The organism is Janthinobacterium sp. LPB2021202312-11-4 (assembly GCF_037049705.1).
In the GTDB taxonomy this organism is placed as follows: domain Bacteria; phylum Pseudomonadota; class Gammaproteobacteria; order Pseudomonadales; family Pseudomonadaceae; genus Aquipseudomonas.
Genome location: NZ_JBAGKV010000012.1, coordinates 20,594 through 47,131 on the forward strand (window position 1 = coordinate 20,594; position 26,538 = coordinate 47,131).

Annotated in this window: 18 protein-coding genes; 13 read left to right on the forward strand and 5 right to left on the reverse strand. The window is 62.8% G+C overall.

Going from position 1 to position 26,538, the window contains the following annotated elements; translation table 11 throughout:
* Positions 1 to 146 precede the first annotated feature (146 nt).
* The 3 genes from V5E99_RS14595 (at position 147) to V5E99_RS14605 (ending at position 4,269) form a co-directional block, all read left to right on the forward strand.
* A complete protein-coding gene (locus V5E99_RS14595; RefSeq protein ID WP_499803056.1) occupies positions 147 to 1,682 on the forward strand; it encodes an MFS transporter in 1,536 nt (511 codons plus the stop codon).
* Positions 1,683 to 1,708: 26 nt separating this feature from the next.
* The gene (locus V5E99_RS14600) at positions 1,709 to 2,779 is read left to right on the forward strand and encodes an HlyD family secretion protein (protein WP_499803057.1); all 1,071 of its coding nucleotides are present in this window, start codon (positions 1,709 to 1,711) and stop codon (positions 2,777 to 2,779) included.
* Between the two features lie 68 nt (positions 2,780 to 2,847).
* Complete coding sequence (locus V5E99_RS14605) at positions 2,848 to 4,269, forward strand: efflux transporter outer membrane subunit (RefSeq protein WP_499803058.1); 1,422 nt, start codon at positions 2,848 to 2,850, stop codon at positions 4,267 to 4,269.
* Here V5E99_RS14605 and V5E99_RS14610 read toward each other — a convergent pair.
* Together V5E99_RS14610 and V5E99_RS14615 are read right to left on the reverse strand one after the other, a co-directional pair.
* Positions 4,250 to 4,693, reverse strand: a complete 444-nt coding sequence (locus V5E99_RS14610; RefSeq protein ID WP_499803059.1) for an NYN domain-containing protein — start codon at positions 4,691 to 4,693, stop codon at positions 4,250 to 4,252. The two genes, V5E99_RS14605 and V5E99_RS14610, sit on opposite strands and share 20 nt — an antisense overlap.
* 17 nt (positions 4,694 to 4,710) lie before the next feature.
* Entirely contained in the window at positions 4,711 to 4,935 is a 225-nt protein-coding gene (locus V5E99_RS14615) for a PIN domain-containing protein (RefSeq protein WP_499803060.1), read from the reverse strand.
* Between the two features lie 496 nt (positions 4,936 to 5,431).
* On the opposite strand from V5E99_RS14615, the gene V5E99_RS14620 reads away from it, so the two are divergent.
* Genes V5E99_RS14620 through V5E99_RS14635 form a run of 4 tightly spaced genes read left to right on the forward strand, consistent with a single transcriptional unit; the run spans position 5,432 to position 10,163 of the window.
* Positions 5,432 to 6,214 (forward strand): efflux RND transporter periplasmic adaptor subunit, encoded by a 783-nt coding sequence (locus V5E99_RS14620; RefSeq protein ID WP_499803061.1) that lies wholly within the window; start codon positions 5,432 to 5,434, stop codon positions 6,212 to 6,214.
* The gene (locus tag V5E99_RS14625) at positions 6,211 to 7,530 is read left to right on the forward strand and encodes an efflux RND transporter periplasmic adaptor subunit (protein WP_499803062.1); all 1,320 of its coding nucleotides are present in this window, start codon (positions 6,211 to 6,213) and stop codon (positions 7,528 to 7,530) included. The genes V5E99_RS14620 and V5E99_RS14625 overlap by 4 nt, the downstream gene beginning before the upstream one ends.
* The gene (locus V5E99_RS14630) at positions 7,531 to 9,627 is read left to right on the forward strand and encodes an efflux RND transporter periplasmic adaptor subunit (protein ID WP_499803063.1); all 2,097 of its coding nucleotides are present in this window, start codon (positions 7,531 to 7,533) and stop codon (positions 9,625 to 9,627) included.
* Positions 9,628 to 9,644: 17 nt separating this feature from the next.
* Entirely contained in the window at positions 9,645 to 10,163 is a 519-nt protein-coding gene (locus V5E99_RS14635) for a GNAT family N-acetyltransferase (RefSeq protein WP_499803064.1), read from the forward strand.
* On the opposite strand, the gene V5E99_RS14640 is transcribed toward V5E99_RS14635, so the two are convergent.
* A complete protein-coding gene (locus tag V5E99_RS14640) occupies positions 10,156 to 10,467 on the reverse strand; it encodes a hypothetical protein (protein ID WP_499803065.1) in 312 nt (103 codons plus the stop codon). The two genes, V5E99_RS14635 and V5E99_RS14640, sit on opposite strands and share 8 nt — an antisense overlap.
* Before the next feature lie 54 nt (positions 10,468 to 10,521).
* Entirely contained in the window at positions 10,522 to 11,145 is a 624-nt protein-coding gene (locus V5E99_RS14645) for a phage tail protein (RefSeq protein ID WP_499803066.1), read from the reverse strand.
* A 197-nt stretch (positions 11,146 to 11,342) separates the two neighbouring features.
* On the opposite strand from V5E99_RS14645, the gene V5E99_RS14650 reads away from it, so the two are divergent.
* The 6 genes from V5E99_RS14650 (at position 11,343) to V5E99_RS14675 (ending at position 26,026) form a co-directional block, all read left to right on the forward strand.
* Positions 11,343 to 12,914: a glycosyltransferase family 39 protein gene (locus V5E99_RS14650; RefSeq protein WP_499803067.1), complete on the forward strand. Its 1,572-nt coding sequence runs from the start codon at positions 11,343 to 11,345 to the stop codon at positions 12,912 to 12,914.
* A 383-nt stretch (positions 12,915 to 13,297) separates the two neighbouring features.
* Positions 13,298 to 14,143, forward strand: coding sequence for a sulfotransferase family protein (locus V5E99_RS14655; protein WP_499803068.1), 846 nt, complete (start codon positions 13,298 to 13,300; stop codon positions 14,141 to 14,143).
* A gap of 48 nt (positions 14,144 to 14,191) precedes the next feature.
* Complete coding sequence (locus V5E99_RS14660; protein WP_499803069.1) at positions 14,192 to 22,735, forward strand: Ig-like domain-containing protein; 8,544 nt, start codon at positions 14,192 to 14,194, stop codon at positions 22,733 to 22,735.
* A gap of 40 nt (positions 22,736 to 22,775) precedes the next feature.
* Positions 22,776 to 24,293: a TolC family protein gene (locus V5E99_RS14665; protein WP_499803070.1), complete on the forward strand. Its 1,518-nt coding sequence runs from the start codon at positions 22,776 to 22,778 to the stop codon at positions 24,291 to 24,293.
* Positions 24,294 to 24,308: 15 nt separating this feature from the next.
* Complete coding sequence (locus tag V5E99_RS14670) at positions 24,309 to 25,094, forward strand: aspartyl/asparaginyl beta-hydroxylase domain-containing protein (protein ID WP_499803071.1); 786 nt, start codon at positions 24,309 to 24,311, stop codon at positions 25,092 to 25,094.
* Positions 25,082 to 26,026 (forward strand): sulfotransferase family protein, encoded by a 945-nt coding sequence (locus V5E99_RS14675; RefSeq protein ID WP_499803072.1) that lies wholly within the window; start codon positions 25,082 to 25,084, stop codon positions 26,024 to 26,026. The genes V5E99_RS14670 and V5E99_RS14675 overlap by 13 nt, the downstream gene beginning before the upstream one ends.
* Before the next feature lie 129 nt (positions 26,027 to 26,155).
* Here the strand turns inward: V5E99_RS14675 and V5E99_RS14680 are convergent, their stop codons facing one another.
* Positions 26,156 to 26,524, reverse strand: a complete 369-nt coding sequence (locus tag V5E99_RS14680; RefSeq protein ID WP_499803073.1) for a DUF6124 family protein — start codon at positions 26,522 to 26,524, stop codon at positions 26,156 to 26,158.
* Positions 26,525 to 26,538: the final 14 nt, after the last annotated feature.

Here is a 26,538-nt window from a genome sequence, read left to right on the forward strand (position 1 = left end):
TGTAGGAGCTGCCGAAGGCTGCGATCTTTTGATTTTGTATTTTGATTGCTGCGCCTGGCGCACTTATAAGCTGTCAATAAGTCAATTTTCGTAACGCCCCGCGCTCCATAAAATGCTCCGGTATTCCCTTCCGGAGCTTGCACCACATGACCTCCCTCACGGCCCCGGCCCTTCTCGCCTCGGCCAGCCCAACCGCCGTCACGCCGCCGGTTTTCGGCCCGCGAATCATCATCGGCCTGGTGGGCGTGTTGCTGGCGGTGCTGGTGTCCGGCCTGAACGAGATGGTGACTAAAGTCGCGTTGGCCGATATTCGCGGCGCGCTGGCCATCGGTTACGACGAAGGCACCTGGCTGGTCGCCAGTTACACCGCGACCTCGGTGGCGGCGATGGCGTTCGCGCCGTGGTGCTCGGTGACGTTTTCGTTGCGGCGTTTCACCCTTTACGCCATCGGCGTCTTCACCGTGCTCGGCGTGCTGTGCCCGTTTGCCCCGAATTACGAAAGCCTGTTGCTGATGCGCATCGTGCAAGGCCTGGCGGGCGGGGCGTTGCCGCCGATGTTGATGACTGTGGCGCTGCGATTTTTGCCCGCCAACGTCAAGCTCTACGGCCTGGCCGGTTATGCCCTGACCGCAACTTTCGGCCCGGGCCTCGGCACGCCGCTGGCCGGGCTGTGGACCGAGTACGTCGGTTGGCAATGGACGTTTTGGCAAATCATCGTGCCGTGTCTGATCGCCATGGCGGCGGTCGCCTACGGTTTGCCTCAGGACCCCGTGCGTCTGGAGCGCCTCAAGCAATTCAACTGGCGTGGATTACTGCTGGGTTTCCCGGCGATCTGCATGCTGGTGATCGGCCTCCTGCAGGGCAATCGGCTGGACTGGTTCGAATCAAGCCTGATCAGTTTCTTGCTCGGCGGCGGCTTGCTGTTGCTGGTGCTGTTTTTGATCAATGAATGGTCGCAGCCGATTCCGTTTTTCAAGTTGCAAATGCTCGGTATCCGCGACCTGTCGTTTGCCTTGATGACGCTGGCCGGGGTGTTGGTGGTGCTGCTGGCGGTGGTGATCATTCCGTCGAGTTACCTGGCGCAGGTCCAGGGGTATCGGCCGATTCAGACCGCGCCGATCATGCTGCTCGCGGCCCTGCCGCAATTGATCGCGCTGCCGTTGGTGGCGGCGCTGTGCAACCTGCGCCGGGTCGATTGCCGCTGGGTGTTGGGGATTGGCCTGAGCATGCTGGCGTTGTCCTGCATCGGTGGGTCGCAGCTGACCTCGGCGTGGATTCGCGACGATTTCTATCTTTTGCAACTGCTACAAATCTTCGGTCAGCCCATGGCCGTGTTGCCGCTGCTGATGCTCTCCACCGGCAGCATCACACCGATGGAGGGGCCGTTCGCCTCGGCCTGGTTCAACACCGTCAAAGGCCTGGCCGCCGTCATCGCCACCGGCGTACTGGATACGCTGACCACCTCACGGTTGCATTTTCACTCGAGCATGTTGGTGGACAGCCTCGGCAACTCGCCCCTGGCCGACAGCGACAGCGCAGGCCTTGCCCATCGGCTGCATGAACAAGCGGTGGTGCTGACCGCTTCGGATCTTTATCTGTGCATGGCCGGCGTCGCGATGGCGCTGATCCTGCTGATTTTCTGGCTGCCGACGCGGATCTATCCGCCCCGCGCGCCGACTTGAACGCTTCACTGAAACAGAAGGTTTTTATGACGACTCATGCAAAGCAAAAAGTGGCGGTCGGCGTTGCCGCAGCGATCGCCGTCGGCGTGTTGATGTACCTGGTCGCGCCGGGGTTGTTCGGCAAACGCACGCAACAGAGCACCAACGATGCCTTTGTCTCGGCGGACTTCACCCTGGTGGTGCCGCGAGTCGCCGGGTTTATCAAAGAGGTGTTGGTGGAAGACAACCAGCAGGTCAAGGCCGGGCAACTGCTGGCATTGATCGATGACCGGGATCTGCGCGCCGCCGCCCAGGCCGCCGACGCCGAAACCCTGGTGGCGAGGGCGCAACTGCAAAACGCCCGGGCGACCCTGGAGCGTCAGGCCTCGGTGATCGCCCAGGCCCAGGCCACGGTGGTCTCGGCCAAGGCTGAAATGGACTTCGCCGCCCATGAACTGAACCGCTACAACCACCTCGCGGGCGTGGGGGCCGGCACGGTGCAGAGCGCGCAACAGGCGCGGACCCGCATCGATCAGGCCACCGCTCGGCTGGCCAATGCCACGGCGGTGCTGGCGGCGGAGCGCAAGCAGGTGGAGATCCTCACCGCGCAGCGCGATGCGGCCGACGGTGGGCTGAAACGCTCGCAAGCGGCGCTGGAAATGGCCAGTTACGAGCTGTCGTACACACGCATCGTCGCGCCGCAGGACGGCATGGTCGGTGAGCGGGCGGTGCGGGTCGGCGCTTACGTGACCCCGGGCAGCAAGATTCTGGCGGTGGTGCCACTGGCCCAGGCGTTTGTGGTCGCCAATTTTCAGGAGACGCAACTTCGGGATGTGCAGCCGGGGCAGGAGGTGCAGGTGCGCGTCGATAGCCTTGGCGGCGAGAGTTTGAGCGGTCGCGTCGAGAGCATTGCGCCGGCCACCGGGGTGACGTTTGCCTCGGTCAAACCGGATAACGCCACGGGCAACTTCACCAAGGTTGTGCAGCGGATTCCGGTGAAAATCGTGCTGGATGCCGGGCAGCCATTGGCGCAGCGGTTGCGGGTGGGGATGTCGGTGGAGGCGAGTATTGATACGGCGGGCGCGGGTCCCAGAATGCGAGAGGTGAGCCAACGATGAATGTTGATAATCACTGTTCCCAGTGGCGAGGGAGCTTCATTCAGCCAGCCGTTATTGTGTTGAGTCTGATGTCCCTGAGCGCCTGCACCGTCGGCCCGGACTTCCTCAAACCCCAGCCACAGCCCATCGCCGAATGGTCGAAACCCTCAAAGCCTGCCGACAGCCAAGCCATCGCCCAGCCCATGGACGAACGCTGGTGGGAGGTCTTCCACGACCCGAAACTCTCGGCCCTGAGCCAGCGGGCCTTGACCGATAACCTCGACCTGAAACTCGCCAGCAGCCGCTTGCAGCAAAGCCGCGCCGTACGCCAGGTGATCACCGCCGACCGTTACCCTCACACCGCCGCCACTGGCAGTTACGGGCGTGAACGCAACAGTGGTGAAGGCCTGAGCGACCCGTCGGGGAAAAACGGCGACTCGGCGTTCAACCTCTGGGACGCCGGTTTCTCCGCCTCCTGGGAACTGGATTTCTGGGGTCGCGTGCGCCGCGAAACCGAAGCCGCCGACGCGACCCTCGAAGTCGCCGAAAACGATCGCCGTGGCGTGTTGCTCTCGGTGTTGGCCGAGACGGCACAGGACTACATTCAACTGCGCGGCGTGCAGAACACCCGCGCCGTCACAGAGCAGAACCTCGACGTTGCCCGGCATAGCCTGAAGCTCTCGCAACTGCGTCTGGCCGATGGTGTGGCCACGGACCTGGACGTCGCCGAAGCCGCCGCCCAAGTGGCGGCCATCGAATCGCGCCTGCCGGCGCTGGAGCAGCGTCAGTCACAACTGATCAATGCCCTGAGCTTGTTGATGGGGGAGCCGCCGCAAGCGTTGCAAGCCGAGTTATCCACAGACGGCCCGGTGCCCCAGACCCCGCGTCAGGTCGCCATCGGTCTGCCGTCGCAACTGGCCGAACGTCGCCCCGACATCCGTCAGGCAGAAGCGCGCCTGCATGCCGCGACGGCCAGCATCGGCGTGGCCAAGGGTGATTTCTATCCGCGAATCACCCTGTCCGGCAACATCGGTTCCCAAGCCATGCAACTGAGCGATTTCGGCTCCTGGGGCTCACGCTCGTTCGGCATCGGCCCGCAATTGAGCCTGCCGCTGTTCGACGGCGGCCGACTGCGCGGCATGCTCAACCTGCGCGAAGCCCAACAGCAAGAAGCGGCGCTGGCCTACCAGCAAACCGTGCTGCGCGCCTGGCACGAAATCGACGATCAACTGAGCGCCTACAACGCCAGCCAACGCCGCCGCGACAGCCTCGCCGAAGCCGTGCGCCAAAACCAGATCGCCCTGCGCACCGCGCAACAGCAATACGTGGAAGGCGTGGTGGATTTCGTCAACGTGCTGACGGTGCAAGGTGAATTGTTGGCGACGCAACAGCAGTGGGTTGAGAGCTCGACCGGGGTTTCGCTGGCGATGGTGGGGTTGTACAGGGCGTTGGGCGGGGGATGGGAGTCGGTTTATCCGATGGCAACAGTCGTTACCAATAATCCGGTTTGATGGCCGGTGCCTTATGGGTGGGGACCCGGTCTGGAAACTGATGTGACTGTAGTTCTTCTGTGGAAATGACTCGTCGCATCCAATGAGAGTGTTCTTTTAGCGAGCCGGGAGAAGGGCAGTTCAATTCGGCTCGATGAGGAAGAATAATCCCGACAGTGATGGCAGGAAAATCTTCGCGAAGAGCTCTCAGCGCCGGCGTCATGTCGGTGTCGCTGGATACCAGCACAAGTTGTTCAATTTGCTCGTGAGCCGCTAAAGCGGCTTGTCTGGTCGCGGTGCGATACATGCTAATCGCGAGGTGAACATCCGTTTCTTTCTCTTCAAGCTTCCAAATGTCGACTTTGTCTTGGCGCGAGGCGCCTGTTTTCTTGTCTACGAAGCGCGGAGCTTTTGCGGGTGCGAGTGAGTGGCGGCCATAGTGCACTGATACTTTGGTTGCTTTTAGCGCCCGAACATAGGCGTCTTGAGCCTCTTTGGAGGTTCGGCCCCGAGTGGCGCTGGTTTGACGGATGAAGTGAAGTAATCCACAGAGATGATGGAGCTTTGCGGGTTTTCGATATGGGCAACGTAGGCCAGCAGGCTTTTTAGGTTGAGCCACTTATAGGGCGTTCCCGCGAGCAACCCGTAGAACAGGTTGTAGCCATCAACAAAAAAAGCGGTGCGCACAAACTCAATCCTCAAAAACGAAAAAACCGGCCTGGGCCGGTTTCTTCACCCCAACTGCCAGAGAACTTAATCGCTGCGTACGGGGTTGAGTTGGGGCAATCCTAAGTCGTGTTCGCCACTCTCGTCAATGATCTATTGAGCGGCTCTGCACGACCGAAGGCTATCCCACGCCGGCGAGCCAGATTTGTGTAATTACCTGTCCAATGGTCAAGCTGTAATTCGTCTCATCTATTAGCGATTGTTGCGGTGAGAGGGGCGATGCAAGGGTGAATACATGAAGACGAAAGACGTCTATCACCTCCCTCTCTTTTGTCTGAATGGGGCTTCCCAAATTTATGTGGGATTTTGTACCTGCCCCGCATGAACGTAAGAACAATCGAATGCTTTGAAAATTTTGTCCGTTTTGAAACAACGCATTTCTACCCAATGATGGCTATTCGCTTGACGCAAACCCCCGCTGTCGTAGACTCCGACCATCCGTCAGGGAGTCACGGTTATGCCGCGTTTTGGAAGTTGGGTTTTGGGATTGGCCTTTGTAACGTGCGCAGTACAGGCTCAAACGCCTGCGCCAGACGATCCGCTGCTGGAAAACAGCGCGGTCGGTGGCACTGTGCAGGCCAGCAGCGAGGCCCGTGGCGTGCTGCGGGCTCGGGATCAGGCCGTACTCGCCAGCGAGTTGCCGGGGCGGGTGGTCGAGTTGCCGTTCAGCGAAGGCGAGTCGTTCAAGAAGGGCGATACCCTGGCGAAGTTCGATTGCTCGGGTTTTCAGGCGCAGCTTAATGCTGCGCAAGCCGCCAGCCGTGGGGCCAGTGAAGAGTTGGCGCACAACAAGCAATTGGCTGCACTGAACTCGGTCGGGCGTTTTGAAGTGGCGCGGGCCGAGGCCAAGGTCAGCGAGACCCAGGCGCAGTCCCAGGTTTATCAGGTGCAGGTCAAGCGTTGCAGCGTGCTGGCGCCGTTCGATGGCCAGGTCGTCGAGCGCAAGGTCCAGCGTTATGAAAGCGTGGCGGCCGGGGCGCCGTTGCTGGATGTGGTGGACAACCGCACCCTGGAAATTCATTTACTGATTCCGTCGCGCTGGATGGGCAAGCTCAAGCCCGGCCAGACCTTCAGTTTTGTGCCTGATGAAACCGGTCAGCCACTGGACGCCACGGTCAAGCGCCTGGGCGCGCGCATCGATGAAGGCAGCCAGACCTTGCTGCTGGTGGCGACGCTGCCCAACGCCACGGGCCTGTTGGCCGGCATGAGCGGAACGGCGCGTTTCGCGGAGCTCAAGTGAACGCCCCGGTAACGGGCGGCGCCGAACAGGTGTTCGCCCGGTTTCTTGACCTCGAACGTCAGACCCGCGCGGCGCGCACCCCCGCGCAACTGGCCTACAGCCTGGTCAATGACGGTCAGGCACTGTTCGGTTTTCGCCATGCGGCGCTGTTGATTGCCGGGAAGGTGCATGCCGTGACCGGTGTCAGCGCGGTGGACCCGAATGCGCCGTTCGTGGCGTTCGTCGAGCAAGCGGTGGCGCAGCTGTTCAAGCTCGACATCCTGAAGCAGGCGCGGGTGATCCCCCACGAAGTGGTCAGCGAGTCGATCCGCGACGACTGGCAAAGTCTCTCGGCCGCGCAGGTGTTCTGGTTGCCGCTGGTGGATCATCAGGGCGAAGTCTTCGGCGGTCTCTGGCTGGCCCGGGACAATCCCTGGAACCCTTCCGAACAAGTCCTGCTCTCGCAATTGGGCGATACCTACAGCCACGCCTGGCTGGCGCTGCAACCGCGCAAACCGTGGCGCTTGCGCTGGACCCGTAAACGCCAGGTGGCACTGGTGGCGGTGGCGCTGCTCGCGCTGTTGATCCCGGTGCGCCAATCGGTGCTGGCCCCGGCCGAAGTGGTGCCACTGGGTGGCCGCGTGGTGGCGGCGCCGCTGGATGGGGTGATTGCCGAGTTCCTGGTCAAACCCAATCAAACGGTGAAAACCGGCGACCTGCTGCTGCGTTTCGAAAACACCACCCTCAAGGCTCAGGCCGACGTGTCCGAGCGCGCCTTGGGCGTGGCCGAAGCCGAACTCAAGGCCAACTCCCAGCGCTCTTTTGCGGACGCCGAATCCAGTTCGAAAATCGATTTGCTGGCTGCTCGGGTCGAACAGAAACGCGCCGAACGGGATTACGCCCGCGAGCTGCTCAAACGCAGCGAAGTGCGCGCCGAACGCGATGGCATCGCGGTGTTTGCCGACGCCGAACGCTGGACCGGCAAACCGGTGCAGACCGGCGAACGCTTGATGGAAATCGCCGACCCGAATCAGGCTGAATTGCGCATCGAACTGGCCGTGGGCGATGCGATTGCGCTGGAGCCGGGAGCCGAAGTGTCACTGTTCCTCGACAGCGATCCATTGCAACGGCATCTGGCCAAACTCGAACGCTCGGCTTACGAAGCGCAGCCCACGGCGGGTGGGCAGTTGGCCTATCGCCTGGACGCCAATTTCGATGCCGCGCCGCCGCGCATTGGTTTACGCGGCACCGCAAAAATCTTTGGCGACCGTGCGCCGCTGGCGTTGTACCTGTTGCGCCGGCCACTGGCCGGGTTGCGTCAAAGCGTGGGCCTGTAGATGAGCCTGCCGAGCCTGCGGGCAGACCTGCAACTGCAAGCGGCGGCCCCGGCCCTCGACGGCTCGCCGCGCTGGACCCTGGCCGATCCGGTGCGCGGGCGCTATTTCAAACTCGGCACCGCCGCGATGCGCTTGCTGCGTCATTGGTCCCTGGGCGATCCCGAGCAAGTCCTGCGCGCCGCCAATCGCGAGCCAGGCCTGCCGCTGGATGGCGCCGAGCTTGAGCAATTGCTGACGTTCCTGCGCGGCCATGACCTGATCAGCGCCCTCGACCCGCAACAGCGCGGCAGCTACAGCCTCAAAGCCGCCGCCCAGCGCCAGACGCTGTGGCAGATTCTGCTGCATCAATACCTGTTTTTCCGGATTCCATTGTGGCGCCCGGACGCGTTTCTCAATCGCGCCTGGCCGTGGCTGGAGCGTTTCGGCCCGCGCGCCTTGCGCTACGGATTGCCGGCCGCGTTGGGGCTCGGGGTGTTTCTGGTGTCCCGGGACTGGCAGCGCTTTATCGCGACGTTTCCGCATTTGTTCAGCCTCGGCGGCGCCCTGTCGTTTGGCGTGGCGCTGTTCTTCGCCAAGCTGTGCCACGAGTTCGGTCATGCCTTTATGGCCAAGCGCGCCGGGTGCCGGGTGCAAAGCATGGGCGTGGCGTTCATGGTGCTGCTGCCGATGTTTTATACCGATGTCAGCGACGCCTGGCGGGTCAATGATCGGCGCGCCCGGCTACTGATCGGGGCTGGCGGCGTGCTCGCGGAATTGCTGTTGGCCTGCATCGCGCTGCTGGCCTGGTCGTTTTTGCCTGACGGCCCCGCACGCACGGCGGCTTTTATGCTCGCCAGTGCCACGTGGATCACCACGCTGGTGATCAACCTCAACCCGTTCATGCGCTTCGATGGTTACTTTTTGCTCAGTGATCTCTGGGAAGTCGACAACCTCCAGGGCCGGGCCTTTGCCTTGTGCCGCTGGCGTTTGCGCGAGGCCTTGTTCGGCTACGGTGCCCCGGCGCCGGAGCCTTGGTCGCCGTCGATGCAGCGGCGATTGCTGATCTGGGGCTACGGTTCGTGGCTGTGGCGCGCGGTGCTGTTTTTCGGGATTGCCCTGGCGGTGTATCACCTGTTCTTCAAGCTGTTGGGCATCTTCCTGATGTTCGTCGAACTGGTGTGGTTCATCTTTCTGCCGATCGTGCGTGAGTGGCGCGAGTGGTGGACCCGCCGTGATCAGGCCCACGCACCGCGTGTGTTGCTGAGTACGCTGGGGTTGGCGGCGATTGTCTTGCTGCTGGCCGTGCCGTGGCGCAGCGCGGTGGAAGTGCCTTCGATGCTGGAAGCGGGCCGCGTCAGCACGTTGCATGCGCCGGTGGCGGCGCGGGTCAAGCAGGTGAATGTCAGCGATGGTCAGTCGGTGACCCAGGGCGACGTGTTGATTGAACTGGAATCCCCAGACCTGGATTCGCGCCAGGCCATCGTCCGTCGGGAAATCCAGATCCAGCAATTGCAGATGCGCCGTCAGGCCAGTCGCAGCGAAACCGTGGCCGATGCCGGGATTGTCGAGCAGCGTCTGGCCGAAGCCGTGGCCGAGTATCGCGGTTTGGCCGCGCAACGGGAGCGCTTGCTGATTCGCGCGCCGCAGACCGGCAAGGTGCGGGACCTGTTGCCGCAGTTAAACGCCGGACGCTGGTTGTCGCCCAAAGAGCCGCTGGCCAGGGTGGTCGAGGAGGGTGCGCGTTTGCGCGGTTATCTGGCCGAGGCCGAATTATGGCGGGTCGCGCCCGGCGCCACGGGGCGTTTTATCGCCGAGGACCCGATGCACCCGGCCGTCGCCGTGCAACTGAGCGAGATCGACGCCAACGGCGCGGGTTTCATTGAGCAGGAAGCGCTGACGTCCGACCACCACGGGCCGATTGCCGTGCGCCGTGACCAGAACCAACGACCGGAGCCGGTGCAGGCACAGTACGCGGTGCGCCTGACGCCGCTGGACAGCATCGTCACCCCGACCCAGCCTTTGCGCGGTGTGGTGGTGGTACAAGGTCGCAGTGAGTCATTGCTGGGAACAGCCTGGCGTCGGATGGCGGCGTTGGGTGTGAGGGAGAGTGGTTTTTAGCCCAGGGAGAGATCGCAATGCTGAACAACAACTCCAATGATGTGGGCGACTTGGTGGTGCGTCCGTCCTGCGCCACCGACGGACCGTTTTTGCACAGCCTTTACCACGCGGCCCGGCCCGATCTGCAATGGATCGATGGCGAGCAGGCGCTGGTGGAAGAAGTGATCGCCCAGCAATTCAAGGTGCAGGAGCAGGGCACCGGGGAGTCCTACCCCAATGCGATGCACTTCGTCGTGGAAAAACTCGGCACGCCAATTGGCGCGCTGACCGCCGATTTCGGCACCAACGAAATTCGCGTGCTGTACCTGGCGTTTATTCCGCCGGCGCGGGGCAAAGGCTATGGCCGCACGGTGTTGCAAGGGGTGCAGAAAGCCGCCGAACAAGTGCGCTGCCCGGTGGCGACGGTGGTCTGGGCCAACAATCCCCATGCGCGCCGGCACTATCTGGCGCTGGGGTTTCAGGTTGAAGAAAGCAACGTCGCCGCCGAGCGGCTGGTCTGGTATCCCGGCCAGCCGCAGTCGGCGGTGGTCAATTGACGGTGATGTCGAAGTAAATGTGGCTGGCGTCGCGCCCCAGCTCCGGGGTGCGAGACACGACGATGCCTTCGATCCGGCCCAGCTCCGGCAACTCGATGGCGCACGGACCATCGATAAAATCCGTTTTCGCCGGGCTGCTCAGCTCAACACCAAACGGCATGCGCCCGGTGGCCGACATGCGGGCATTGGGTTTGTCCACCACGGACACGATCACCACGGGTATCTCGCTGCCATCGCTGAGGTAGAGCGGCTTGGCGGTGCCGAGCAACTGGCGGAAGTGGTCGCCGGTAATCTGATCAAGCATGAATCTGCTCCCTGAAAAGTAGAGGTTCGGGGCCCTGGGGCCCCGACACCCAGGTCAGTTGCGCGAAGGGAAAAGCCCCTGAAGGGCCACACAGAAGTTCAGCACCAGCACCGGGTTGACGATGCCCAGCGGTGTGCCGCTGCCGAGGGTTTGCGCGGTGGCGGTCACGTTGACGGTGCCGCCCACGGTGCTGCTGACGCCTTTGAGCGCGACCGGATTGGCGCCCTGTGCGGTGGAGAAGATCGCGGCGGAGCTCGGCCCCGTGGCCGCAGAGGCCCCGATGTAGGCGTTGTCATTCGACGGTATGGTGGTGGGCGTGCTGGGTGCGCTCGCCAGATTGACCGTGGTCGTGGCCGTCAGTGCCGACGTGGCCGTGGCGGTGATGACGGGTGCGTGGGGCGGCAGGTTGGCCAGCAGAACGTTGGTGTTTTCTGTGCCGATGACTTCACCGATCACCCGGTTCGTCAGGTTGATGCCTTGGCCCTGGTGCATGGGCAGGCGCCCGCACAGGTTGGGCAGCATGAAGTTTTGCGACCCGTTGCCGCCGTAGGTGATGCCTAGCAAGGCGAACAACGCCTGGTACTGGTTGACGGGCAGTGTCTGCCCATTGGCTTGCATCCAGCCGCTGGGGGCGTAGGAGAAGCCGAAGGGAAGAATGGTTCCGAGAAACACGTCCATAGCTATTTCATCCATGTGGTTTTTGGAGGAGGCCGTACTGGCTCGACGCTACTGCTCAAGCCAGTTGTCAGCGTAGACGCTGGTGTGAAAGTCGCCGGATTGCGTTATGGCCGAGATGAGGTCAGCATCGAGCCAGAACTCCCGGCGTGCCCCAGGCTCCAAGAGTGATCAGTTTTTTTTGACCAGGCGTGGATGTCATGAAGTACCGCAGGGAAACAGAACTGGCCGGCAGGCCAGATGGAGGTGCCGGTCGCGCGCGCGCCACAGCGCTCTCGGCACTGCCGCAATGGCTGGCTGATTACGGCTTCTGGCTGATTCTGCTGCTGGCCGCAGTCGTGCGTTTTTACGGCCTGACGGCCGCCGCGATCTGGGGCGACGAAGGTTCCAGCCTATTGTTGAGCCAGCGCTCATTCAGCGAAATCTGGGCGCATGCCGCCCACGATGTGCACCCACCGCTGTACTTCATGCTGCTGCATGGCTGGATTGCCTGTTTCGGCGACGGCATTTTTTCGATCCGTACCCTGAGCGCGATACCGGGAGTCATCACGGTCGGGCTCGGCGTGTGGCTGGTGGACCTGCTTGCCACCCGGCGCGCGGCGATGCTGGCCGGGGTCCTGCTGGCGCTGTTTCCCACCGCCGTGCGTTACAGCCAGGAAGTGCGCATGTACTCCCTGCTCGGCCTGCTGCTGATTGGCGCCACGATTGCGCTGGTGTACTGGATTCGGCAGCCCCGGCGTAACGGCTATCTGGTGCTGTATACGCTGCTGATGGCAGCGGCGTTTTATACCCATTACTTCACGGCACTGTGCGTAATCAGCCACTGGTTGTACCTGGCCGTGCTGCGCCTGTGGCCGGACAATCGCCAGCGGCTTATCCAGCGTCCGGCCTGGTGGTTGGCGAACCTGGCAATTGTGCTGTTGTACTTGCCATGGGTACCCAACCTGATCGATCTGGTGCAGCACATGGATGCGCTCAAGGCCAATGGCGATGTCGGCTGGGAAGACCCTGTCACGTTGAGTTCGTTACCGTCGATGATCTGGTCGTTCCTGACCCAGGACGACGGCGGTACGTTGCCGCGCTGGTTGTTCTTCGCAGTGCCGGCAGCGTTGCTGGCGGTGATCGGCGTGGCGCTGGCCCGGGATCGCAGCGTTGTTCGCGGCAGCGTCCTGCTGGCGCTGTTCAGCCTGCTGCCGATCCTGCTGGTGTTCGCGGTGTCGTTCGTCTCGCCGGTGTTCATTGAACGTTATTTGACCGCCTTCGCACTCGGCTTGCCGATGCTGGTGGCGCTGGCGGTTGATCGTTTGTACGCAGGTTTCCGGGTGCTGGCGCTGGCCATTCTGCTGCTGTTCATCGGGGTTGAACTGGTAGGGGTCAAGAACAACGCTTCGGCCACTCCCGACGAACAATTCAGCGTGATGGTCGACTACGTCAATCAGCATTTCGCCCCCGGGGACCAGATTGTGACGGGCGACATGCTCTGGTACCTCGTTTACGTCTATTACAACCGCACCGACGCCAACCCCCTGCTGTACACCCCGCCCTTGGCCGATGGTGCATCGAGCCGGCCGAATGCCTATGGTTTCGGTACGTTAATGGCGAGTGATGTCTACGTAGACAGTCTCGGTGATTTGCTTAAAAGCGGAGGCCGCGTCTGGCTGATCGGTTCGGCGCAAATGCCGGATGAATTCCCGTCATTGCCCGCCGGCTGGCAAAACCTCAGCGAGAAGCGGGTTGGGGATGTTCGGGCACGGTTGTTTGTGCGGCCGTGAGGGTTGGGTAGGGTGAGACCTACTCCCCACCGCGACCCGTGCCCCCCCGCAGGAAGCCAATATGCCTAAACAACCTTCGGATCGAGCCAGCATTGAGTAATTACACCGGGCTGTTGCCGCGCGGGCTGAAGAGATGGATCGCCCACCACCAATCGCAGCCGTGCTGGCGCTTACCGTTATCGTGGCCGGCATAGCGGTATCTCGGCTGCTCTAGCCACCCCGACCGTTGGTCGGCCTTTTACCGGCCGCTTAAACGCTTCACCTGCAGTACGGTGATTTTCGTCGCGGTTTTTATCGTTTCAGCTCCGATTTGATATCAAAACACCACTAGTCGAATCCCCCTACATAGACTACGCTTTGTCCTACAAAAGGACTTTCGACTGGTGAAGGGATTGCAGCAGTTCCACTTTATCTCCGGCTTGCCACGCTCAGGGTCCACCCTGCTGTCGGCCATATTGCTGCAAAACCCACGTTTTCATGCCGGCATGACCAGCCCGGTTGGTTCGCTTTTTACCAGCGTCCTCGACCAGTGCAGCGCCGGCAGCGAGTTCGGTGCGGTGATCGACACGCCCTTGCGTCGTCGCCTGTTGCGCGGCCTGTTCGACTCCTACTACGCCGACCTGGCCAATAAACCCGTCATCTTCGATACCAATCGCCAGTGGTGTTCGCGTCTGCCTGCGTTGAAGGAACTCTTCCCCGCCGCCAAAACCATTGCCTGTGTGCGCAACGTCGCCTGGGTGATGGACAGCCTTGAACGCCTGTACCGCGCCAACCCGTTCGAGAACACCAAGCTGTTCAACGACGAGGTGGAACGCAACACCGTCTACAGCCGTTGTGAAACCCTGGCCCAGCGCAATCGCCTGGTGGGTTTTGCCTGGACGGCGTTGAAGGAAGCCTATTACGGCGAAAACGCCGACTCCCTGCTGATCGTCGATTACGACCTGCTCAGCCAGGCGCCCGAGCGGGTGCTGCGACTGGTCTACGAATTCATCGGCGAGCCGTGGTTCGAGCATGATTTCAACAACCTCGTCTACGACGCGCCGGAGTTTGACCAGGCACTGGGTGTTTCGGGGTTGCATCGGGTCAAGCGCCAAGTGGCGCTGGAGAATCGGCGCACGATCCTGCCGCCGGACCTGTTCGACAAATATGCAGAGCTGTCCTTTTGGCACGATGGGTCCTCCAGCGCCGCCAATGTCATTCGTATGAAATCCGACGCCGCGATCAATTGATCGCGGCTTTTTAATTGCGGTAATAAAGTTCGAGTTCGGGTGAGCAGTATGTGGTGGAGCAACGGCAAGTCGAAAAAGGCCCAGGGCGCGCGCGTACTGGCATCGCCGATGATCATGTCCCTGGAACCGCGCATGCTGTTCGACGGCGCGGTCGCGGCCACCGTGGCCGATGCGGCCCAGCCCGACAGTCACCCCACGGCTGACGCCGCCAAGGCGCCGGCGGCGGATCATGCGACCGCCAGCAAAGACACCCATGGCCAAGCGGACAATACCTCCGCCGCGACCCCCGCACCTGCGGCAACACCCACCGCCGTACCCGGCCAAAGCGTGGTGTTCGTCGATTCGCGAATCAAAGACACCGACAGCCTGCTCAAAGGTGTGGCGCCAGGCACCGAAGTGGTGACGCTGGACGCCACCAAGGACGGCTTGCAGCAGATCGCCGCTTACCTCGACACCCACCAGGGTGTGAGTTCGGTGCAGATCATCGCCCACGGCAGTGCCGGCGACCTGTGGCTGGGCAACAGCTACCTGTCGGCCGACAACGTCGCCGCTCGCAGCGACGTACTGGCGCAGATCGGCAAGGACATGAACGTCGGTGGCGACATCCTGATCTACGCCTGTAATACCGGCGCCGGGGAGCGCGGCGTGAGTTTTGTCGATTCCCTGGCGCAACTCACCGGCCGCGATATCGCCGCGTCCACCAACCGGACCGGCGTGGGCGGCGACTGGAACCTGGAAATCGCCACCGGCAGTATCGAAAGCCGCAGCGTGTTGTCCTCCGCGTCCATGGCCGGCTACCAGTACAGCCTGGCGACGTTGACCGTGCTCAATAACAGCGACAGCGGCGTGGGTTCTTTGCGTACCGCCCTGTCTACTGCCGTGGCCGGTGACACCGTCACCTTCAGCACCAGCATGATTATCGGGCTGAACTCGCAACTGGCGATCACCAAGAACGTCACGATTGATGGTGACTTGAATGACGACGGCGTCGCCGATGTCACCCTCAATGGCCAGTACAAAACCCGCGTGGTGCAGGTTAGCGCCGGCGTCACTGCGACCTTCGACGGCTTGATCATCAAGCAGGGCCTGGTCACCGGTGCGGGCGCGGCGGCGGGCACAGACGGCACCGCCTCCATGGGTGGCGGTATTTCCAACGCCGGCAACCTGACCCTCAGAAACGTCACGGTGACCTCAAACGCGGCTTCGGGCGGCGGCGGCGGTGGCGGCGTGACCTCACCTTACGTCGGCGGTGCAGTCGGCGGTGGCGGTGGCGGTGGCGGTGCGCTGGGTGGTCAAGCCGGTGGTCACGGCGGCACTTCGGGGTTCGGCACTGGCGTTTATGGCGGCACAAGTGGCTCGGCCAACCAGGGCGGCAATGGCGGGGGGTACAACCCCAATTACATGGGCGGCAGAGGGGGGAGCTCCTCGGGCGGCGCAGGCGGCGTCGGTGCTGCCGATTACAGCAGCGGCGCCGCCGGTGGCACGGCGAACAACGGCACCCTGTCCATCGGTGGCGGTGGCGGTGGCTCCGGTTGGGACAAGCCCGGTCGGGCCGGCGCTGCGGCGTCTGGCGGTATCTACAACGCATCGACCGGCACCCTGACGGTTGTCGGTACTTCGGTTATCTCCAACAACGTCGGGGCCGGCGGTGGCGGCGGTGGCGGTGGCGGCCTGGGCGGTTCAGCCGATGCTGGCGGCGCGGGCGGCAAAGGCGTCGGCGCGATCTGGAACAAAGGCACCCTGTTGATGACGGCGGCCAACTTTGGCGCCATGACCGGCAATGTCGGCGGCAGCGGTACGGGTGGCCCGGCATTGGGCGGTGGCGCGACAGGTGCCTCCCCGGCCGCAGTAAGCAACATCTTCAACGACGGCGGCGTGATCAATACCAACTACGCACCGGACGTGACCCCGCCGACCGTGTCCAGCATCGTGGTCAGCAACACCAACCTGAACTCCGGCGGCACCTCGCTGGTGACCATTACCTTCAGCGAGGCCGTGAACAATTTCACCAACGCCGACCTGACCGTGGCCAACGGTACCCTGAGCGCAGTCAGCAGCAGCGACGGCGGCATTACCTGGACCGCGACCCTGACGGCGGCGGGTAACATCAACGCCCCGACCAACTCCATTACCCTCGACACCACGGGCGTGCAGGATTTGGCGGGTAACGTCGGCACCGGTTCCGGCACCTCCAACAACTACGTGATCCACGACACCGTGGCGCCGACGGCGTCCATCGTGGTCGCGGACAACGCGCTGAACAGCAGCGAAACCTCGCTGGTGACCATCACCTTCAGTGAAGCCGTAACCGGTTTCACCAACGCCGACCTGACCATCGCCAACGGCACACTCACCGCTGTGAGCAGCAGCGACGGCGGCGTGACCTGGACCGCGACCTTCACCCCGACCGCTGGCATCACTGACACGACCAACCTGATCACCCTGGACAAGACCGGCGTGCAGGATCTGTCCGGCAATGCCGGGCTCGGTGTGATCAACTCGAACAACTACGCCATCGACACCCAGCGCCCGACGGCGACCATCGTGGTGGCGGACACCGCACTGAAAATCGGTGAAACCTCGCTGGTGACCTTCACCTTCAGCGAAGCCGTGACCGGTTTCACCAACGCTGACCTGACCATCGCCAACGGCACGTTGAGTGCGGTCAGCAGCGGCGACGGCGGCATCACGTGGACGGCGACCTTCACGCCAACCGCCAGCATCACTGACACCACCAACCTGATCACCCTGGCCAACACCGGGGTCAGTGACGCGGCGGGCAATGCCGGCACGGGCACCACCGATTCCAACAACTACGCGGTCGACACCGTGCGCCCGACCGCGACCATCGTCGTGGCCGACAACGCGCTGAGCATTGGCGAAACCTCACTGGTGACCATTACCTTCAGCGAAGCGGTGACCGGTTTCACCACGGCCGACCTGACCGTGGCCAACGGCTCGGTCACCGGGCTCAGCAGCGCTGACGGTGGCGTCACCTGGACCGCAACGCTGACCCCGAGCGCCAGCATCAATGACACCACCAACCTGATCGCCCTGGACAACACGGGCGTGCAGGATCTGTCCGGCAATGCCGGGAGCGGTACGACCAACTCCAACAACTACGCCATCGACACGGTGCGCCCGACCGCGACCATCGTCGTGGCCGACAACGCGCTGAAAATCGGCGAAACCTCGCTGGTGACCATCACCTTCAGCGAAGCGGTGACCGGTTTCACTAACGCCGACCTGACCATCGCCAACGGCACACTGACAGCGGTGAGCAGCGGCGACGGCGGCATCACCTGGACCGCGACCTTCACGCCAAGCGCCAGCACCAACGACGCGACCAACCTGATCACCCTCGACAATACCGGCGTACAGGATCAGGCCGGCAATGCCGGCACAGGCTCGACCAACTCCAACAATTACGCCATCGACACCGTGCGCCCAACGGCCAGCATCGTGGTGGCGGACACCGTGCTGAGCATCGGCCAAACCTCGCTGGTGACCATCACCTTCAGCGAAGCCGTGACCGGTTTCACCAACGCCGACCTGAGCATCGCCAACGGCACACTGACCGCCGTGAGCAGCAGCGACGGCGGCGTGACCTGGACCGCGACCTTCACGCCAAGTGCCAGCACCAACGACGCGACCAACCTGATCACCCTGGACAACACCGGGATCGCGGACACGGCGGGCAACGCCGGCAGCGGCACCACCGATTCGAATAACTACGTCATCGACACGGTCCGCCCAACCGCGACCATCGTCCTGGCCGACCCGAGCCTGAGTGCCGGTGAAACCTCGCTGGTGACCATCACCTTCAGCGAAGCGGTGACCGGTTTCACCAACGCCGACCTGACGATTGCCAACGGCACATTGACCGCCGTCAGCAGCAGCGACGGCGGCGTGACCTGGACCGCGACCTTCACCCCGACCGCTGGCCTCAATGACGCCACCAACGTCATCACCCTGACCAATGCCGGCGTAGCTGACCTGGCCGGCAACGGGGGCTCAGGCACCACCAACTCCGGCAACTACACCATCGACACCTTGGCGCCGACGGCGACCATCATCGTGGCCGACAACGCGCTGAACATCGGCGAAACCTCGCTGGTGACCATCACCTTCAGCGAAGCCGTGACCGGTTTCAGCAACGCCGACCTGACCATCGCCAACGGCACACTGACAGCGGTGAGCAGCAGCGACGGCGGCATCACCTGGACGGCGACCTTCACCCCGACCAGCGCCATTACCGACGCGACCAACCTGATCACCCTGGACAACAGCGGTGTGCAAAACGCCTCGGGCAACGCTGGGGTGGGCACCACCGATTCGAATAACTACGCCATCGACACCGTGCGCCCAACCGCGACTGTCGTGGTGGCGGATACCGCGCTGGGCATTGGCCAAACCTCGCTGGTGACCATCACGTTCAGCGAAGCGGTGACCGGTTTCACCAACGCCGACCTGAGCATCGCCAACGGCACACTCACCGCCGTGAGCAGCAGCGACGGCGGCATCACCTGGACCGCGACCTTCACGCCAAGCGCCAGCACCAACGACGCGACCAACCTGATCACCCTGGACAACACCGGGGTCAGCGACACGGCGGGTAACGCCGGCAGCGGCACCACCGATTCGAATAACTACGTCATCGACACGGTCCGCCCAACCGCGACCATCGTCCTGGCCGACCCGACCCTGAGCGCCGGTGAAACCTCGCTGGTGACCATCACCTTCAGCGAAGCCGTCAGCGGTTTCGACAACAGTGATTTGAGCGTGCCTAACGGTACGTTGAGCGCGGTCAGCAGCAGCGACGGCGGCATCACCTGGACCGCCACCTTCACGCCGACCGTCGGCATCAAGGACACCACCAACCTCATCACCCTGAACAACAGCGGCGTGACCGACCTGGCCGGCAACGCGGGCACCGGTATCACCAACACGGCCAACTTCACCATCGACACCGTGCTGCCGACCGCCACCATCGTGGTCGCCGACACCGCGTTGAACATCGGCGAAACCTCGCTGGTGACCGTGACCTTCTCCGAGGCCGTGACCGGTTTCAGCAACGCCGACCTGACCATCGCCAACGGCACACTCACAGCCGTGAGCAGCAGCGATGGCGGCATCACCTGGACGGCAACGTTCACCCCGACCAACGCCATCACCGACGCGACCAATCTGATCACCCTGGACAACAGCGGCGTCCAAAATGCTTCGGGCAACGTCGGCAGCGGCAGCACCGACTCGAACAACTTCGCCATCGACACCGTGCGTCCGACGGCGACGATTGTCGTGGCGGATACCTCGCTGGCGCTGGGCCAGACTTCGTTGGTCACCATCACGTTCAGCGAAGCAGTGACGGGGTTCACCACCGCAGACCTCTCGGTCGCCAACGGCACCCTGAGCAACCTGACCACCAGCGATAACATCACCTACACCGCGACCTTCACGCCGACGGTGAGCATCAACGACGCCACCAACGTCATCACCCTGGACAACACCGGCGTCGCAGACCTGGCCGGCAACGCGGGCGCGGGCACCACCGACTCCAACAACTACGTGATCGACAGCCTGCGGCCGACGGCCACCATCGTGTTGAGCGATACGACCCTGAGCGCCGGTGAAACCTCGCTGGTGACCATCACCTTCAGCGAAGCCGTCAGCGGCTTCGACAACAGTGATTTGAGCGTGCCTAACGGTACGTTGAGCGCGGTCAGCAGCAGCGACGGCGGCATCACCTGGACCGCCACCTTCACGCCGACCGTCGGCATCAAGGACACCACCAACCTCATCACCCTGAACAACAGCGGCGTGACCGACCTGGCCGGCAACGCGGGCACCGGTATCACCAACACGGCCAACTTCACCATCGACACCTTGCTGCCGACCGCCACCATCGTGGTCGCCGACACCGCGTTGAACATCGGTGAAACCTCGCTGGTGACCGTGACCTTCTCTGAAGCGGTGACCGGTTTCAGCAACGCCGACCTGACCATCGCCAACGGCACACTCACAGCCGTGAGCAGCAGCGACGGCGGCATCACCTGGACGGCGACCTTCACCCCGACCAACGCCATCACCGACACGACCAATCTGATCACCCTGGACAACAGCGGTGTACAAAACGCCTCGGGCAACGCTGGGGCGGGCACCACCGATTCCAATAACTTTGTCATCGACACCGCGCGCCCAACCGCGACCATCGTGGTGGCCGACGCGGCACTCGGCGTCGGTCAAACCACGCAGGTCACCATCACGTTCAGCGAGGCGGTCAGCGGGTTCACCAATGCCGACCTGCTGATCGATAACGCCACCCTGAGCAACGTCAGCAGCAGCGACGGCGGGATCACCTGGACCGCGACGTTGACGCCTGTGGCCGGCATCACCGACACCAGCAACCTCGTGCGCCTGGACAATACCGGCGTGCAGGACCTGGCCGGCAACAGCGGCAGCGGCACCACCGACTCCAACAACTACGCCATCGACAGCCAGCGTCCGACCGCGACCATCGTGCTGAGCGATACCACCCTCAAACCGGGCGAAACCTCGCTGGTGACCATCACCTTCAGCGAAGCGGTCAGCGGGTTCGACAACAGTGACCTGACCATCGCCAACGGTACGTTGAGCGCGGTGAGCAGCAGCGATGGCGGCATCACCTGGACGGCGACCTTCACCCCGACCAATGGCCTGACCGACACCAGCAACGTCATCACCCTGAACAACACCGGCGTCGCGGACCTGGCCGGCAACGCGGGCGCGGGCACCACCGATTCCGCCAACTACTCAGTGGAAACCCAAGTGCCGACGGCCACCATCGTGGTCGCCGACAACGCCCTCAAGGTCGGTGAAACCTCGCTGGTGACCATCACCTTCTCCGAGGCGGTCAGCGGTTTCACCAACGCGGATTTGACCCTGGCCAACGGCACGTTGAGCGCGGTGAGCAGCAGCGACGGCGGTATCACCTGGACCGCGACCTTCACCCCAACCGCCAATATCACCGACACCACCAACCTGATCAGCCTCGACAACAGCGGCGTGATCAACGGCTCGGGCAACAGCGGCGTGGGCGTGACCGATTCCAACAACTACGCCATCGACACGACGCGGCCGACCGCGACCATCGTCGTGGCCGATAACCGTTTGGGCATCGGCGAAACCACCACGGTGACCATCACCTTCACCGAGGCGGTGTCCGGTTTCGACCTGTCGGACCTCAGCGTCGCCAATGGCAACCTGTCCAATCTGCTCAGCAGTGACGGCGGCAAAACCTGGACGGCGACCCTGACCCCGACCGCCAACATCAACGACACCACCAACCTGATCCTGCTCGACAGCAGCAACGTGGTGGACGCCGCCGGCAATGCTGGCGCGGGGATCGCGATCTCCAACAATTACGCGCTCGATGCCACCCGGCCGACGGCCACCATCGTGGTCGCCAACCCGAACCTGGGCATTGGCCAGAGCACGCTGGTGACCATCACCTTCAGCGAAGCGGTGAACAACTTCGACCTGTCGGACCTCAGCGTCACCAACGGTGAACTGACCCAACTGGCCAGCAGCGACGGCGGCAAAACCTGGACCGGCACCTTCACGCCGACCGCCAGCATCACCGACCCGAGCAACTTCATTGCGCTGGACACCAGCAACGTCACCGACCTGGCGGGCAACAGCGGCGACAGCGTGGCAGTCTCCAACAATTACGTGATCGACGGCGAACGGCCAACCGCCACGGTGGTGGTGGCCAACCCGAACATCGGTGTCGGCCAGACCTCACTGGTGACCTTCACCTTCAACGAAGCGGTGAGCGGTTTCGACCTGTCCGACGTCACGGTGGCCAACGGCACCTTGTCCAACCTGTCGAGCAACGACGGCGGCAAAACCTGGACCGCGACGCTGACGCCCACCAGCAACCTCAACAACGCCAACAACGCGATCAGCCTGAACGTCGCCGGCGTCAGCGACGGTTCGGGCAACGCCGGCAGCGGCACCAGCCAGTCGAACAACTTTGCGATCAACACCGTGCCGGCGCCGACCGCGCCGATTGTGTCGCCGGACCCGGAGTTCCGCGTCTCGCAACCGGTGGTCGTGCTTGATCAACCGAACGTGCCGCTGCAACCGATCATCTTCGCCGCGCCAACCGGCACGCTGGGTTCACCGCTGACCTTTACCCCGTTGTTTGAAGACCGGGTCATTGGCAACGGCATCCGGCCGCTGGGGGACATCTTCATCAACCGTGGGGCGCTGGCACCGAGCTTTATCGCGCAAGTGTTCAGCAGCAGCGAGAGCGGCGGCGATGGCACGGGCCATGGCTTCCTCGGTTTCGGCGGTGGCGATGGCGGGGTGTTCGGCAGCAGTACGTTGTCGAGCCTGTTCAACCAGGACACCAGCGCCGAGCGCGATTCGCTGAATTCCTTTGGCAATCATTCGATCCGGGGCGCGGATGCGGCCCAAGGGCTGCGCGGGGTGTTCGGCGCGCCGACACTGGGCCAGCAATTGCAACAGCTCAAAGACACTGAACAACGTCAGGTCGACAGCCTGGCGGCAGCATTCATGCAGGCCGGCATCAGCGAAATGCAGGCTTGAAAAAACTTAATTCTGTGCGTCACCCAGGGGCAGTCCAAGGATGAAAAAAAGTCATAAGTTATTCGGCGCCAGCTTACTGGCGTTGGCGATCAGCGGATGCGCAGTCAAAAGTGAACCGATTGAGCGTAGCGAAAGTGAACAGCGTGCCAAAAGCGACATGCAAAACATGTACACCGGTCAGGAGCCCCTCAGTGGGCCACTGACTTTGCACCAGGCCATGGCCCGCGCGGTGAAATACAACCTCGAAGGCCGGCTCAAGATCATGGAAGAGGCCTTGGCCAAGCGCCAACTCGACCTCGCCAGTTTCGACATGCTGCCGCGCATGGCGCTGGATGCCGGCTATGTCGGGCGTAACAACCAGGGTGCCTCCAGCAGCCAGAGTGTGCTGACCGGCACCCAGTCCCTGGAACCGTCGACCTCCCAGGACCGTGACCGCAAAGTCGCCGACCTGACCATGGTCTGGAACGTCCTCGACTTCGGCGTCAGCTACATCAGCGCCAAGCAGCAGGGCGACCAACGCCTAATCGTTCAGGAACGTCGGCGCAAAGTGATCAACACCATCGTCCAGGACGTGCGCTCGGCCTACTGGCGTGCGGTGGCCGCCGAACGCCTGCTGACGCAGATCGACAGCCTGATGGCCCGGGTCGACACGGCGCGCAATAACAGCCAGAGCATGAGCGAACAACGCATCGGCGACCCGGTGGTGGCCCTGGGTTACCAGCGCTCGCTGATCGAGGCGACCCGTCAGTTGCAAGAGCAGCGCCGCGCGCTGTCCCTGGCCAAAACCGAACTGGCGACCCTGATCAACCTGCCGATGGGCACCGACCTGAAACTGGCGACCCCGGACGACTACACGATTCCGCAACTGAAAGTCGGCATGGCCAGCCTCGAACACGAAGCCCTGGCCAGCCGTCCGGAACTGCGCGAGCAGGATTACCAGACCCGCATCAGCACCGCCGAAACCCGTAAAGCCATGCTGCGGCTGTTGCCGGGGCTGGAGTTTTCGGCCGGCGGGCATTACGACAGCAACTCGTTTCTGGTCAACGACAAGTGGGCCGACTACGGGGTCAAGCTGACCTGGAACCTGTTCAACGTGATCTCCGCCCCGGCGGCGATCAACGTGGCCAAGGCCGGCGAAGAAGTGGCCAAGGCCCGTCGTCAGGCGATGTCCATCGCAGTGCTGGCCCAGCTCTACGTGGCCAACGCCAACTACCAGGAAGCGCTGCATCAGTTCCAGACCAACCAGGAACTGTCGAGCATCGACGGACAAATCCTCGGGCAATTGCGCAACCGTCATCAAGCGGCAGGCCTGGGCGAACTGGACTTGATCCAGGGCGAACTGAACACCTTGCAAGCGGACTTGCGTCGGGACTTGTCCTACGCCGATCTGCGTAACGCTTACGGTCAGATCTTCGCCAGTGCCGGCCTCGACCCGATGCCGGACGAAGTGCAATCCACCCAAGTCCAGTCCATCGCCACCGCGTTGGCCAACCGTGAAGCCGCGTGGGCGTCGGGCAACATCGCGGTACCAGTGCCGCCGCAAGCGCCGGCCCAGTAACTCGCTGCCCTGGCGATGAGCCGAGCGGCGTTCTCGCGCCTGCCGGTGACGGTGAATTTACCGTTGCTGTTGCAGGCGTTGGCGGCGATTGGCGAGGACGATTGGCACGGTCATTTCAACAGCGCTTACTACGCCGGCGACTGGAGCGGCGTGGCGCTGATTTCGGCGGCGGATGCGTTGACCGAACTGTCTCCCGGCACGGGTGAGCCGCTATTGCGCGCACCTTGGCGGCGAGATGTGCGGTGGCAGCAGGGTTTGCGGGATCTGCCCTTGGAGATTGTCTCGGCGCGGCTGTTGCGGCTCGGGCCGGGCGGACAGATCCACGAACACCGCGACTATGACCTCGGCGAGCCCGACGCCGATCTGCGCCTGCACATTCCGCTGCTCAGCCCGCCTCAAGTGGATTTTTGGCTCGACGGTCAGCGCATGCCGATGGCTGCCGGTGAGTGCTGGTTTCTCGATTTGTCGCGGCCTCATCGCGTGGACAATCGCGATTGTTCGGCGCGGGTTCATTTAGTGCTCGATTGCCGTCCCGGCGTTTGGCTGGAGCGGGCAATTATCGACGGCTTATCGACCACGCCTTTGCCTGCGGATGGGGACGGGGCGTTGCGGCAATTTCAGCAATTAGTGGCCAGTGATCCGCTGCTTTCGAACGTGTTGCAGGGTTTGGCGGACACTGAAGTTTTTATCGCGCGTACTTTGGAACTGGCGGCCGAGCGAGGCCTGGTGTTTTCCCGCGAAGAGCTGCGCGCCGCGATGCGCAATGGCCGCCGCCAATGGAATGAACAATGGAACGCCTGAACCTGGACGGCTGGCTGCCGATTCGGGTCTGGCAGCAGGCGGGCGAGTGGCTGGTGGATTGGTGTTGGTTCGGTGAGACGCCGCTGCATCAGCCGTTTTTTCGCGAGGCGGTGGAGGATGCGTTGCGGCTGCCGTTCAACCAGGCGTTTCGTCGGCAAACGCCGTTGTCTGTTCTCGGCGACTGGCAGGCGATGAGTCCTGGGTTGGCGCCGAGTGCGTTTATTTTTCATGCGTCGCGATGTGGTTCGACGTTGATCAGTCAGATGCTTGCGCGCCTCGATGATCACATCGTCATCAGCGAACCGCCGCCGCTGGACGCGTTGCTGCGCAGTGGTTTGCCGGCCGTCGAGCGACGGGCGGCCCTCGAAGGGTTGTTGTCCGCTTACGGCCAGCGTCGCGTGGGTTCGGAGCAGCGGTTGGTGATCAAACTCGATGCCTGGAACATCGCTGAATTACCGCTGTTGCGCGCGAGTTTCCCTGAGACGCCATGGCTGTTTGTGTACCGCGATCCGCTGGAAATCGCCGTCTCACACCTGCGCCGGCCGGGCATGCACATGGTGCCGGGGATGATCGGGGCAAGTGGGCTCGACGATGATTTACCCGTTGATGGCCGCGAAGATTACATCGCCCGACGGGTGGGGCGGTTGCTCGAATGGGGGTTGGCGCAGTGCCTTGAGTTTGGCGGGTTGGCGGTCAATTACCGTGAATTGCCGGGGGCGATGGCTGGGCGTTTGGCTGAATTTTTTGGCCTGGATGACGTGCAGCGTGAGCAGGTGTTTGCGGCGGTGGGGCAGCATGCGAAACAGCCGTCGCAAGTGTTTGTTGGCGACAGTGAGAGCAAGCGCCGCGAGGCTTCGGCGCTGTTGGTTGAACGGGTAGAGCGTTGGGCGCGGGGGCCGTATGAGGCGCTGGAACGGCGTCGGCAGGTCTGACGCCTTCGCGAGCAAGCCCGCTCCCACAGTTGATCTTCAGTGAATACAAATTTTGTGTCCGACCTGAATCTCTTGTAGGAGCGAGGCTTGCCCGCGAAGGCGGCCTTCAATTCGCCGAAAATTTATCGGCTAGACCTTAGCCTCAGCCATCGCCTCGTGGTAATCCAGCACCCGCTCCACCAACAATTGCACGCCATCGCTCAGGCGGCTGATCGCGAGGGCGACGGAGCGGCGTGTGCCTTCCACATCATCTGCCAGGTTGGCCGCAATCGCGCTGATGGACAGCAAGTCCTCGGAGGCATTGGCCAACATGGCTTCGGGGTCGTTGATGTCCGGGGCGACGGCGAAGAGGTGGTATTTACGGCGTTTGGCTGGTTTTTCGTCAGCCGGAGGGAAGTAGTGGGCGAAGGCGCGGTCGGCGGCTTCTTTGAATTTTTCGGTTTCTTCTTCGGAGTCGGTTCCAGAGTTTTCTGGAGGATTCGGAGTCACTTTGTGCATATAAAATTCCTAAA